At 64.9% G+C, this 12934-nt stretch carries 11 protein-coding genes and 3 pseudogenes; 5 read left to right on the top strand and 9 right to left on the bottom strand.

From position 1 onward, the window contains the following. Nucleotides 1-179 precede the first annotated feature (179 nt). From EA472_RS17095 to EA472_RS17055, 9 genes are all read right to left on the bottom strand, one after another. Nucleotides 180-761, bottom strand: coding sequence for a DUF7110 family protein (locus EA472_RS17095; RefSeq protein WP_124192725.1), 582 nt, complete (start codon nt 759-761; stop codon nt 180-182). Between the two features lie 253 nt (nt 762-1014). Continuing rightward, the gene (locus tag EA472_RS17090) at nt 1015-1359 is read right to left on the bottom strand and encodes a glutaredoxin family protein (RefSeq protein WP_124192724.1); all 345 of its coding nucleotides are present in this window, start codon (nt 1357-1359) and stop codon (nt 1015-1017) included. Nucleotides 1360-1524: 165 nt separating this feature from the next. Continuing rightward, nucleotides 1525-3096: a class I adenylate-forming enzyme family protein gene (locus EA472_RS17085; protein WP_124192723.1), complete on the bottom strand. Its 1572-nt coding sequence runs from the start codon at nt 3094-3096 to the stop codon at nt 1525-1527. Then, complete coding sequence (locus EA472_RS17080) at nt 3093-4187, bottom strand: mandelate racemase/muconate lactonizing enzyme family protein (RefSeq protein WP_124192722.1); 1095 nt, start codon at nt 4185-4187, stop codon at nt 3093-3095. Before EA472_RS17080 ends, EA472_RS17085 begins: the two co-directional genes overlap by 4 nt. Beyond that, a complete protein-coding gene (locus EA472_RS17075) occupies nt 4184-5125 on the bottom strand; it encodes a 1,4-dihydroxy-2-naphthoate polyprenyltransferase (RefSeq protein ID WP_124192721.1) in 942 nt (313 codons plus the stop codon). The genes EA472_RS17080 and EA472_RS17075 overlap by 4 nt, the downstream gene beginning before the upstream one ends. Before the next feature lie 102 nt (nt 5126-5227). Continuing rightward, nucleotides 5228-6073 (bottom strand): cohesin domain-containing protein, encoded by an 846-nt coding sequence (locus EA472_RS17070; RefSeq protein WP_124192720.1) that lies wholly within the window; start codon nt 6071-6073, stop codon nt 5228-5230. After that, nucleotides 6070-7527, bottom strand: coding sequence for a DUF7350 domain-containing protein (locus EA472_RS17065; RefSeq protein WP_124192719.1), 1458 nt, complete (start codon nt 7525-7527; stop codon nt 6070-6072). Before EA472_RS17065 ends, EA472_RS17070 begins: the two co-directional genes overlap by 4 nt. A 48-nt stretch (nt 7528-7575) precedes the next feature. Beyond that, nucleotides 7576-8853 (bottom strand): DUF7405 family protein, encoded by a 1278-nt coding sequence (locus EA472_RS17060; RefSeq protein ID WP_124192718.1) that lies wholly within the window; start codon nt 8851-8853, stop codon nt 7576-7578. 285 nt (nt 8854-9138) lie between these two features. After that, a complete protein-coding gene (locus EA472_RS17055) occupies nt 9139-10080 on the bottom strand; it encodes a 1,4-dihydroxy-2-naphthoyl-CoA synthase (protein WP_124192717.1) in 942 nt (313 codons plus the stop codon). A 416-nt stretch (nt 10081-10496) separates the two neighbouring features. Here EA472_RS17055 and EA472_RS17050 point away from each other — a divergent pair, with 416 nt between their 5' ends. The 5 genes and pseudogenes from EA472_RS17050 to EA472_RS17035 all read left to right on the top strand — a co-directional run. Then, nucleotides 10497-11156 (top strand): helix-turn-helix domain-containing protein, encoded by a 660-nt coding sequence (locus EA472_RS17050; protein WP_124192716.1) that lies wholly within the window; start codon nt 10497-10499, stop codon nt 11154-11156. 1 nt (nt 11157) lies between these two features. Next, a pseudogene (locus EA472_RS23550) lies at nt 11158-11511 on the top strand (DUF7344 domain-containing protein); the annotation flags it as partial. A gap of 102 nt (nt 11512-11613) precedes the next feature. Further along, complete coding sequence (locus tag EA472_RS17045; RefSeq protein WP_243637890.1) at nt 11614-12027, top strand: response regulator; 414 nt, start codon at nt 11614-11616, stop codon at nt 12025-12027. Nucleotides 12028-12084: 57 nt separating this feature from the next. Next, nucleotides 12085-12265 (top strand): annotated as a pseudogene (locus EA472_RS17040) (IS1595 family transposase); the annotation flags it as partial. Between the two features lie 132 nt (nt 12266-12397). Then, a pseudogene (locus EA472_RS17035) lies at nt 12398-12808 on the top strand (amino acid permease); the annotation flags it as partial. Between the last annotated feature and the right edge of the window lie 126 nt (nt 12809-12934).

Below are 12934 nucleotides of genomic sequence, written 5' to 3'. Positions count from 1 at the left end.
AGACGGGATCGCTCCTCCCCACGGCGATCCGGTCGTCCGTCGAACCGAACGATCGGGCCGGTTCGTCGGCCACCGGCGTCCGTCGTTCCGGACCCTATCGCGCGCACGGACGCGACGACCAACTTATTCGTCCGTCCCAGCGGTCGCTACCCGGGTGTGAATACAAAGACGGTTGCGCGTCAGTCGCTGATGAACTTGTTGTCCCGCCAGTTGACCCCGGACTCGCCAGAGCCGTGATCTCGAGGCCCTTCCACGACTTCGATGTTGGCGGGGCGGGGTTCGCCCTCGACGATCCGCGTCGCCTCGAGTTCGCCGTCGCGCTCGGAGATGGCCGTCAGCGTCCCTTTCTCCGTCACTTCTGCGATCTCACAGAGGACGAGGAACATCTCGTACTGCAACAGGGAGTTCTGGAGGACGGTCTCGCGGTCGCCTTTGAACGCGGCGAACTCGACGAGTTCGGACTCGATTTCCTCTTCGTCCTCTTCGTCCCAGTGAAAGGAGTTGCGCCGCTCGTCGGGATCCTCCTCGTACACCCGGTTTTCGGTGACGCTGGCTTTGAGCTGGGCGCTCGGGGTGTACTTGCTGACGGATTCGTCCTCGGCGACGGCTTTGAGGATGAGCGTGTTGTTTCGCCGCGTGATCTCTACGTCGGTGATGCCGTCCGGGAACTCGGCCTCGTCGATGTGATCGCGAAGGTCTTCGAGCGGAAGTTCGAGCGTCGAGTGCAACCGATAAACGTGTCTGGATTCCTCTGTGGACATAGTGGGAAGGTTTGCGGCGACAGTCGCTTGAGTGTGAGTACGAGCGCGTGACTTATATGACCTGCTATTAACTACGTGTCGTACCCCCACGGATAAATTCAATCGGCGACCTCGGGTACGGATACGGTTACCTCGTGAAACTCGCGATCCGAACGCAATCGATCCCGGTCGACTCGCACGGACTGCGGTCAGTCTCACCGGGAAACCCAACCCTCCTCGCGGTTGTGCCGGGAAACCGGAACGGCGATCCGTACTACTCCGCCTCGAGCGTCTCGGCCAGCTCGCCGCGCTCTTCGAGCTCCGCGAGAATGTCCGAGCCGCCGACGAACTCGCCGTCGACGAACGTCTGCGGAATCGTCTCCCAGCCGCTGTGGCGCTCGAGGGCCACGCGGAACTCGTCGAGCGACTCGAGGGTGTCGACCGTCTCGTACTCCTCGCGGTACTGGTCGATCAGTCCGAGCGCACGCCGCGAGTAGCCACACTGGGGCATCAGCGCAGTTCCTTTCATGAACAGCACGACGTCGTTGTCCTCGATCGCCGTTTCGACCCGTTCGTCGACCTCCTCCTGGTCGAGTCCCTGGTTCGGTGGGAAGTCCATGTGCGTCGGTACGGCGGTGAGCGGGATATGCCTTGCGTCCTCGGGAGTTCGGTCACCGAAGCCGAACCGTCGCCCGCGACCGCGTCGATCGCTCGGCGAGACGACTCACGCGGCGCGGGCTCGAGCGGACGAATCGCCACGAATCCGAGACACGAGTGAGCGCGTTCACGAGACGTCGGTGCCGTCCGCACGAAGACGCTCGCGAACCGCGTCGCGATCGACGGTTCCCGACGCCGTCCGCGGAAGCGCGTCGGCCGTTCCGACGGTCTTCGGCCGCTTGAACGACGCGAGTCGCTCGTCGCAGCGTGCGAGCAGCGACTCGAGGTCGATCGGATCGGCCGCGGCACGGTCGTCGGCTGCGGGAACCACGAGCGCCGCGACGCGCTCGCCCCACTCGTCGTCGGCTAACCCGACCACCGCGGCCTCGGAGACGACGCGGTGGTCGCACAGGACCTCGCGGACCTCGGCGGGGTCGACGTTCTCGCCGCCGGTGACGATGCGGTCGACCCGCCGACCGCTGATCCGGAGCCGGCCGTCCGCGTCCCGCCGGCCGACGTCGCCGGTGTGGAAGCCGCGCTCGTCGAAGGCCTCGGCGGTCCGGTCGTCGGACAGGTACCCCGGCGTCACCGCCGGCCCGGAGACGACGAGTTCCCCTTCGACGCCCGACTCGACGGGATCGCCGTCGTCGTCGACGATCGACACCTCGACGGACGAGAGGGGGTGGCCGACAGTTTCGGGGTCGGCGAACGCATCCGCGGGACGGGCCGTCGCCACCTGCGAGGCCGTCTCGGTCGCGCCGTACGTCGGGTGGATCGGCACGCCACGCTCGCGACAGCGCTCGATCAGCTCCCTCGAGGCGGGTGCGCCTCCGACCAGCGCGAACCGAAGGTCGTCGGACGGCGACCAGCCGGCCTCGAGCAGCCGGTCGCACATCGTCGGCACGAGCGAGACGCCCGTGATCTTGTCCCTCTCGAGGACGCTCGCCGTCTCGACGGGATCGAACTCGCGCTGGACGACGAGCGTCGTCCCGTACAGCGTCGACCGGACGAGCGGTGCCAGCCCGCCCATGTGGTACATCGGGAGACAGCACAGCCACCGATCGTCGGGCAGCACGCCCAGCCGGAACGCCGACCCGATCGCGCTGGCGACGACGTTTCCGACGGTCAGCCGGACCGCCTTCGGCTCGCCCGACGTTCCCGAGGTGAACATGAGCAGGTGGGTTCGATCCGGATCGAACGGAATCCGACCCTCGAGCGGGCCGCTCGAGGAGTTCCCCGAGCCGCCGCCCTCGCCGCCCTCGGCTCCCGTCCCGAGTCGGCCGGCGCCGTCGTGCGTCGGTTCGTCGACCGAGCGGATTGGACAGTCCGCGACCGCGAGCGCCACCCCCTCCGTCGGCGATTCGCAGACGAGGGCGTCGAGGTCGACGCGACTCGCCTTTTCCTCGAGTTCGGCGGGCGTCTCGCGGACGTTCAGCGGGACGAGCGTGACGCCGAGACGCATCGCGGCGAAGTAGATCGCGGCGAACGCGGGGCGGGTTCCGAGCAGCGCGCCGAGGCGGTCGTCGGGACCCGAGACGACAGTCTCGAGTTCGGCCGCAACCGCGTCGACGCGTCGGTCGAACGCCGCGTACGTCCACTCCTCGTCGCGGTCGGCGTCGACGATCGCAGGGGTACCGGGCGTCGTCGCCGCGCGGTGGGCCAGGAGATCGCGTCCGGGCCAGTCACCGAGCGGGATCATCGTCCGTCCCACACTCCGTCGACGCCGATCCCCTTCGCCTGGGGGACGACCGCGGACCCCTTCTCGAGCAGAACGGGATCGCGACCGAGGTCGTCCGCGAGAAATTTCGCCGTCGCGAGGCCGCAGGCGGGTACGTCCGGAATCGACGCCGCGAGGTGGACCGCGCCAGTGCGCGCGACGACGCCGTCGATCGTCGTCGTCACGATCGGCGCCACCTCGAGTTCGCACACCCAGGCGGCCATCCGGCGAGCCACGTCGATGCCGCCCAGGGCCATCGGCTTCAGGACGACGGCGTCCGCCGCGTTCGCCTCGCAGATCGCGTCCACGCCGTGCTCGAGGACGCCCTCGTCGATTGCGATCCCCACGCCGTCGGCCCGCTCGCGGAGCGCGGCGTGTCCCTCGAGCGCTCCCGCCGGAAGCGGCTGTTCCACGATCGACACGTCGAAGTCGGCGAACGTCTCGAGTGCGGTTTCGGCCTCCTCGTACGTCCAGGCCTCGTTCGCGTCGACGCGGAGTTCGACCCCCGGACCGACCGCCTCGCGCACCCGCCGGATCCGCTCGACGTCAGCTTCGACGTCGCGAACGCCGACTTTCAGCTTGCAGCAGTCGAAGCCGCGTCCGACCGCCTCGCGGACGGCCGCCACGGTCTCCGACGGCGAGCCGTCGTCGATCGTCGCGTTCACCGGCACGCGTCCGACCATCGGTCCCCGACAGAGGTACCGGTACAGCGGCGTCGACTCCCGCGTCGCCTGCAGGTCCGCGACCGCGAGCGACACCGCGTGTCGGGCCGCGACCTGCCTGTCGACCGCCTCGAGGGCCTCGCTCGGACCGCCGGTCCGAAACGCCTCTCGGGCGCGCTCGAGCGCCGCCTCGCAGTCGGCGACTGACTCAGTCCACCCGGTCAACGGTGTCGCCTCGCCGTAGCCGACCGCCGCCTCCGCGTCGTCGCTGCCGGAGGAATCGCCGCGGTCGACGAGTCGCACCAGGAAGCCGTCCCGCGAGTCGATCGTCCCGGTCGCCGTCTCCATCGGACTCGAGAGCGAGAGCGAAAATCGCCGGTACTCGAACGCGAGGGACGCGCCGTCGCTCATGCGATCACCAGCCCGAGCGCGAACAGGGCCGCGACCATCGCCAGCAGCTTCCCGGTTCGCTCGAGCGCCGGGTTGAGCGCGTCGCCGTCGGTTCTGGTACAGACCGTCCGGGAAACCGCGCCGGCATAGGGCAGCGAAGCTAGCGGGAGCAACACGACCGGGGAGAACCCTTCCACCAGCCAGAACCAGATCGGTGTGAGGTACGCGAGCGCGAGCATGGCGAGGTACTCGATTCGGCTCCAGCGGTAGCCGAGTCGGACCGCGAGAGTTCGTTTCCCCGTGGCGGCGTCGGTCTCGCGGTCGCGGACGTTGTTCACGACGAGGATCGCCGTCGAGAGTCCCGCGATCGGGAGGCTGGCGAGGATCGCCTCGCGCGTGATCGTTCCCGGCGGGATCGTCGTTACGAGGGGGTCGAGTGCCGCGGCGGCCTGAACGTAGTAGGTGCCGACGACGGCGACGAATCCGAAGAAGACGAAGACGAACAGATCGCCGAGTCCGTAGTAGCCGAGCGGGTACGGACCGCCGGTGTACGCCCAGCCGCAGACGACGCTCACGAGTCCGACGACCAGGATCGGCAGGCCGCCGACGTAGACGAGGTACGTTCCCGTGACGATAGCGAGGGCGAAGGTGACGAGCGTCGCGAGTTTGACCCGGTCTGGGGGGATGAGTCCCGCCTGCGTCACGCGGGTGAACCCCTCCCTGTCGTCGGTGTCGGCCCCCTTGATCGCGTCGTAGTAGTCGTTCGCGAAGTTGGTGCCGATCTGGATCAGCGCCGCACCGACGAACGCCATCAGCGCGGGCAGCGGGGCGAAGACGCCCTCGTGGACCGCCAGTCCCGTTCCGACGACCACCGGCGCCGCGGCTGCGGGGAGCGTCTGCGGTCGCGCGGCCATCACCCAGGCTTTCGTGCGTGATCGTTCGAGCTCGGCAGTGCTCATTCGTTCGAGTGTCCCACTCGAGAGAGTGTCAACGTTGGCATTGCGACCGCCCGAGCGGTGGTCGACGTCCATCGCGGTCGCAGCGATCGGCTCGCCAGCCCGTCAGGACCGGCTGGCGACGAGCGCGTACGCGAGCGCAGCGACGACGGCGACGATGGACGCAGTCGCGGCGAATCCCGGGATAGGATCGCCGTCGTCGCTCTCTGCGACCTCGCTCTGTCCCGCGTCGGCGGCTCCAGCCCCGCTTTCGTCGTCCGCCGCGCTCGAGCCGTCGTCGGCTCCGCCGGTACCGTCCCCGGACCCGCCCTCGTCCGGATCGTCGGCGAGCGTGACGCCGTCGGGATCGCCGTCGGCGTTCGCGTCTGCGTCGGCGTCGGTCTGCTCGCCTCCGCCGTCGATCGCGACGGTCGCGTCGCGTTCGAACACCGACTGCGGGTAGTCGGTGACGAGCGTCGCAGCGCCGTTGGTCAGGTCGATCGTCTCCGTCGTCGGCGAGACGTCGTCGGCGATCTCGACGGTGATCGTCACCGCGGGCTCGGTCGCGATCGCTCCGTCACCCGACGGTTCGCGTTCCTGCTCGATCGACACCGTTCCCGTCTCGTCGTCGATCTCCGCGGAGCCGACGACCTCGGCGTCGGGATCGCCCGCCGCGAGCATCGACCGGTGTTCGACGTCGGCGACGGTGAAGACGTCGGGATCGTACTCGATGTCGAACGACAGCTCGTCGATCCCGTTGGCGTTGTAGTCGCCGTGATCGCTCACCACGACGTCGAGTTCGAACGAGTCGCCGGAGTCGGCGTCGACTTCGCTCGGCTCGACGAAGACGATGGTCACGCTATCGCCGGCGAGTGCGGGTGCCGGAACGACCAGCCCCGCCGCGAGCGCCGCGAGGAGACAGACGGAGAGCAGGACGCGACCGTACGACGCGTCGGATCGATCGAGCGTCATGGCTCCTCGACGACGAGTTCGACCGGGGGCATCTCGAGAAACGCCGTCTCGTACCCCATGTGCCGGGCGACCTGCGCCGGCGACTCGAACGCGATCGTGACCGAATCGCCCGGCTGGACGCCCTCGACCGACGCGCCGTAGTGGAGGTCGTACTCGTCGTCGAGCGTCTGCTCGAGCGCGGGTTCGGCGACGACCTCGCCATCCCGTTCGACGGTCGCGACGATCGACATATCCGCGAGCGGTACGCGGTTGTACGGCGTCCGGGGCGAGACGAGCAGATATCCCTCGTCGCCGTCCGCGAGCCGCGAACCCGACTCCAGCAGCGTGGCGAATACCGCCGCGTCGCCGCTTCGCGGGAGGTCGCTCGTCTCCACGGCTACCTCGTCCGCGTTCGGGTCGACGAGACGGGTGCCGGGATAGGCCTCGATTCGGGGCAATGCGGAGTACGGGACGTGGTGTCCGCCGTGATCGTCGTGGCCGTCGTGGTCGTCGTGATCGTCGTGGTCGTCGTGGTCGTCGTGATCGTCGTGATCGTCGTGATCGTCGTGGCCGTCGTGGTCGTCGTGATCGTCGTGGTCGTCGTGGTCGTCGTGATCGTCGTGATCGTCGTGATCGTCGTGGCCGTCGTGATCGTCGTGGCCGTCGTGGTCACCGTGATCGTCGTCCCCGCCATGATCGTCGTGGCCGTCGTGGCCGTGCTCCATCGGCTCGAGCGCGCCGCGTTGGCCCCACAGCTCCTCGTCGAGGTATTCGACGCCCTCGACGACCTCGTGGCGGAACTCGTCGTCGTAGACGAACTCGAACGTCATCGTCTCGCTTTGTTCCAGGCGGCCCTCGAGGTCGCCGGTCTTGCGGGTCGAAATAGACGGAACCGTCACTTCGACCGTGTACGTCCCGTCCTCGGGGAGCGGAACGTTGTCCCCGAAGTGAAACCCCATCTCCTGGGAGATCATCGCCCACGGAGACCGCGGCGATCCGACAGGCTCGCCGTCCCGGAGCACGCGAAGCTGGGCACCCTCGTCGACGGGGAGGACGATCCCGGTCTCGGCGTCCCAGAGGGTGAACATCATGTGGACGCCGCGTCCGTCCTCGGGGTCGACGCGCTCGACCTCGTCGTCGTCGCCGCCGCCCGCGATCACCCAGAACGGGTGCGGGTACGAGAGCATCGGCGCGAGCGCGAAATCGCCTTCGTGGATCGGCTCGAGCATCCGCATCGCCTCGCGGTGGGTCGGCACGTAGACCGCCTCGGGCGGATCCTCGACCTCGATGAGCTCGGGTGCGGCGGTGACGTCGTCTCCGGTTCCGTCGCCCGCCTCGTCCCCCGAATCGTCGTCCGGGTCCGCGTCCGTGCCGTTTTCGTCTTCGGTTCCGAAACAGCCCGCGAGCGCGAGCGTCCCCGTCGCCGCGCCGAGGCGAACGAACGCGCGTCGATCGATCGTGTCTGGATTCTGCATGTGTCGTGGTGGTTGTGGCGTCGTCGTGGTCGTCGATTTTCGAACTGTTCACGTCGGATCCGGATCGGGCGAGGGAAGCGACCGCAGCGGCCGCGGCGGAATCAGGAAGTTCCCGCGGCGGTTGACGAAGATGTAGTGGCGGATGCCGTTGTTCGCGAACGGGACGTCGAGATCCGCACCGGTCATCGCCTCGCGCACGCGAACGAACTCGTCGATCCCGCGCTGCAGCGAGAGGAAGTGCAGGCCGGGTCGGTCGCCGTCGACGGTGTTGAAATCCCGCCGGAGGAGCAGCGGATCGCCGTCCTCCCGGGCTCGAGCCGCCTTCTGTGCGTGACCGACGACGCCGCGTTCGCGGGCGTCGGCCGACGTCGCCTCGATGCGCTCGTCGGTCAGTCCGCTGGTCGCGCCGAGACGTTCGCCGTGTTCGCCGACGAGGTCGTCCTCGGCGTGTTCCGGGCTGAACATCTTCGAAACGCGCTGGTAGTGGTTGTCCTGTTCGAACCAGACCTCGAGCTGGAGGTCCATCGAGGAGACGTGCTGGGTCGTGCCGCCGGCGAACGGTCCCTCGTCGATCGTCACGCGATCCTCGGTCGCCTGGCTCTCCCTGAAGCCGGACCGAAAACCCATGAAAAACGGCGCTTCTTCGGGAATCGACTCCGGAACGCCCGAAACGTCCGTCCGTTCGGCCGGGAGACCGGGACCGACGAATCCGGTCCGGCGTCTGTCGTCGATCCGCTCGAAGACGTCCGCGAGCGTCGCCTCGACGTCGACGCCGTTGAGCGTCTCGCGTTCGCCGAACAGTCCCTCCTCGGCCTCGAGTACGACGTCGGGTCGATCGCTCGCGAGGTGGATCACGGCGTCGAACTCGTCGAACTCGGGGCTCTCGCGGTCGGTCAGCGCCTCGGGATCGGGCAGGTCGACCGACGGCGGCATCGACTCGTCGAACCGGTCGAAGTACGCCGGCGCGTAGCCGACCGTAAAGACCAACCCGTCGTTGCTCCACTCGTAGGCGCGTTCGAGGGTTCTGAGAGCGTCCTCGGTGGTTTCGCTGGCAACTTCGTCCGGGTCGTCTCGCAGCGAAAGCGGAACCAGAACGTGATGTTCCGGGAGGCGGACGTTGCCGTCCGCGTCGGTCTCGAGGGCCTCGTTCCAGGCGTGCTGGCGCTCGGGCAGCGCGTCGGGATCGCTCGTCCCCGGTGGAACGTCGCGTTCCCCGTCGTTCCCGTCGACGCCGAGACACGCCGAAAGCGCCGCGACGCCACCCGCGGCTACCAGCGCGCGGGCGTACTCGCGGCGGGAGAGCGAGGACCGATCGGGGAGGGTCATCGTCCGAGAGTCGGGGACGCAACGCCCAAAACGTTGCGCTTCGCTGCCGTATCTTCCATCTCGAGTGACGCCACCACCCGTCTCTAGCCGGGCCGAAGTTCCGAATACCGATCCCTCGAGACGGAATGCCAACTTGAGGGCGATTCGATCTCCGGCGTCAGGTACCGGAACGTGTTGCCGGGGAGATCCGAACCATTCGCCCGCCTTCGACGACGAATCAGACGATCGGCGGACGAGCGGCCGCTGACGGTCGAGAAGCCGGCCGACGGTATCCGGCGATACCGGTCAGTAGTGCCAGGGATACTCGTCGAACTCGGGCTCTCGGCCCTCGACGAACGCGTCCCGTCCCTCCTTCGCCTCGTCGGTCATGTAGCCCAGGCGGGTCGCCTCGCCGGCGAACACCTGCTGGCCGATCATGCCGTCGTCGGTCATGTTGAAGCCGTACTTCAGCATGCGCATCGCAGTCGGGCTCTTGGAGTTGATGCGGTCGCCCCACTCGAGGGCGGTCTCCTCGAGTTCGTGGTGGGAAACGACCTCGTTGACCATGCCCATCTCGGCGGCCTCTTCGGCGGAGTAGGTCTTTCCGAGGAAGAACACCTCGCGGGCTTTCTTCTGACCAATCTGTTTCGCGAGATAGGCCGAGCCGAAGCCGGCGTCGTAGCTCGCGACGTCCGGATCGGTCTGGAGGAACTTCGCGTGCTCGGCGCTCGCAAGCGTCAGGTCGCAGACGACGTGCAGCGAGTGGCCGCCGCCGACCGCCCAGCCGGGGACGACGCAGACGACCACCTTCGGGATGTGGCGAACGAGTCGCTGGACCTCGAGGATGTGGAGTCGGCCCTGTTTCGCCGCCCGCGCTCGCGTTCCGTCCTCGCCGCCGGGTTCGCTGCCGCCGGGTTCGCCCGTGTCGGCGTCCTCGTACTGGTAGCCGTCCTCGCCGCGAATCGTCTGGTCGCCGCCGGAACAGAACGCCCAGCCGCCGTCCTTCGGCGACGGTCCGTTGCCGGTCAACAACACGCAGCCCACGTCGGTCTGACGCTTCGCGTGATCGAGGGCGTCGTACAGTTCGTCGACGGTCCCCGGCCGGAAGGCGTTTCTGACCTCGGGGCGGTCGATGGCGATCCGGACCGTTCCCGAATCGACCGCGCGGTGGTACGTGACGTCGCGGAAGTCGTCGTTCAGCGGCGTGACGGGCTCCCAGCGCTCGTCGTCGAAGAGTTCCGAAACCATCGCCTCGAGATTGGCGGGCGATCCGTGATAAGGTTCCCGTCGGTGGAGGTCACGCGTTCCGCGGAGTCCGATGCGTCTGGCCTCGTCCACGTTTTCGGGATCTGCCACCGTTACAAACGAGATCGGAGGAGAAGTCACGCGATTTGAGAGATTTGCACCCGGATCGGATGGTGTAGTTCACGGGTGAACGAGTCGTAATCGGCGTATTCAGTAATCAGGTCAGCCACTCCGTCACGAGAGGAGTCGCACACACAGTAATTCTCGACCTATGGTGAACCCACAGTGCGAATGTGGTACGGACGAGACTCGATATGCGAAGGAGAGTGGTCGGTCAGTCCAACCGTGGAGCACGTAATTCCAATTTATCGTGACTTCTTCCCCGCCCGCCTTTTGCCGCTGGATACACTACCAACACTATGCTGGTTGCATCCGTCTCGCTTCCACCCGAAGCACTCGCGCTCGAACACACGGCGCAAACCGTGCCTGACATCGAGATCGAAGCGGAACGAATCGCTGCCCACAGCACGAAATGGGTCATGCCATGTCTCTGGGTGTCTCACTCCGAATTCGATGCCGTCACCGAGGCATTTCGTTCAGATTCGTCGATAGAGCAGATTGTAGATGGTGCTCGATTCGATGAAGAGGCGTTCTACCAGGTCGAGTGGGCTGAAGAAGTTCAACGTCGTATCGATGGGTACACCGAGAAAGAAGGATCGATTCTCGAAGCGGAATTTTCCGAGCGTGAGTGGCAACTGAAACTGCGTTTCGCCACCCGCGATCAGTTCGACGCCTTCCGCGAGAACGTGATCGACGCCGGTCACACGTTTCGACTCACACAACTGTACGAGCCGGAGATACCACACCAGCGCTACGACAATCTCACACCGGCACAACGAGACGCGCTCGTCACCGCAGTCGAACACGGCTACTTTCGCGTCCCGAGAGAAACAACGACCGACGCGCTTGCCGACAAACTTGATATTTCTCATCAAGCCCTCTCCGAACTCCTGCGCCGCGGAACCGAGAACCTCGTCCTGTCTACGCTGACCGTCGAAGACAACTCAAGGGATCAATGAGATGTCATCTACACGTAAAGACTTGCAGAGTGCAAGTCCTCATCTCTTCCCCTTCACGAGGGTATCCCTCGTAATGAGTGAGGAGCAACTTCGAATCGCAGGAGGGGATCTTTCGGAAGAGGACGTATACCGATTGTTGAGTCATACACATCGTCGCGCACTCATCGACTGTCTCGATGAACACGGGGTTTCGGTTGCGCTGGCAGATGCGGCCGAGGAAGTTATTCAGAGAAACGGCAGCCGTTCGATCCAAGAAATTCCCGCAGAGGAGGTCAAACAGGTCTATATGTCTCTTTACCACTCGCACATTCCGAAGTTAGCCGAGATGGAAGTCGTTCAGTACGAACAGGAGCGGGATGTGGTAGAGTTGACTGAACGGGGTGAGCAACTCGCCACAGCGCTGAACCAACGTTCTCCCTCTCGTCACGCTACGGAAAGCAGATCATCGGAAGCAGTAATTCTACTCGTCGAAGACAATCCCGGTGATGTTCGTCTCATCGAGGAAGCCTTCTCTGAGGGCAACATCGAAAACACGCTTCATACCGTCAGCGACGGCCAAGCAGCGCTCGACTTCATTCATCAGCGCGGAGCGTACGAGGACACTCCACAACCGGATATTGTCATGTTGGACCTGAAACTGCCGAAAGTGGACGGCGAAGACGTACTGCACGAAATCAAACACCACCCTGAACTGAATCACGTTCCAGTGATCGTCCTCACCGGGTTGAACGAAACCCTGATTGAAGCCCGTGACCTCGACCACGATGCAGACGAAGATGCAATCCTCGAAAAACCAGTTGATCCCGGTGAGTTTGTCGAGGTAATTCGGTCGTTCGAGCAGTTCCGGTTAGCAGTTATGCGAGAAGGCTGACGAGGACGTGTTCTACGGCATCCCCTTGCTCTGTACTGATTGTTAGATAGCTCGGTCGAATGCGTCGTCCACGGTAATGGCGAATATGCGGACGACGACGACGTTCACGTCAATACCTGCGAGAGCCATCTCAAAAAAATACGCTCACACAGTATCTCCGAGCCTTCCAACTTCGGCGGAAACTATTCCGAAAACGGGGAGAAAAGCGCTCAGACACGCTATCAAAGCGACGCTGTGAAATCAACAAAGTGCTACACGAGAGCGATGAATCATCTGTCTCGAGGCGAATTCCCTTGCGCTATCAAGCCTGACTGTCTTGACACTATACATTCTATCATTACTGATCGAGAGATCATCCAAAAATCAACACATGGCTGAAACTACACACAGCGGTCTCGCAAAGACGTTGTCGTCGAAAGAAGTGTTGATCCTTTCGTTCGGTGCGATGATCGGGTGGGGATGGATCATATTAACAGGAGAGTGGATCAGTGAAGGTGGACCGTTAGGAGCGATATCCGCCTTTGTCTTAGGCGGAATCGTCGTTGGGTTCGTCGCCATCATCTACAGCGAACTCGCTTCTTCGATGCCCCTCGTCGGTGGTGAACACGTCTACAGTCTCCGTGCGTTAGGACCGATCGGTTCGTTCATTTGTACCTGGGCGATTATCTTTGGGTATGTCACCGTAGCTGCCTTCGAAGCGGTCGCCCTGCCGTCTGCCATGGCTTTCATTATTCCCGGATTCAACGTCATGCCGCTGTGGTCTGTGGCCGGTGAACCGATTATCCGTCTTTAGCTAAGCGAGAAACCACGTGACAGCGGCGGCTTATCGAGGCATCTTTTCGAGAGGAATGAGGAGGCGACGAGTGTGCACAACGAAGCCTCCTCATCTCGGATTATGCGTCGGCTC

The organism is Natrarchaeobius oligotrophus, assembly GCF_003841465.1.
Lineage (GTDB): Archaea > Halobacteriota > Halobacteria > Halobacteriales > Natrialbaceae > Natrarchaeobius > Natrarchaeobius oligotrophus.
Note: the sequence above shows the minus strand (reverse complement) of the source record. Positions and strands in the feature narration are given on the sequence as shown.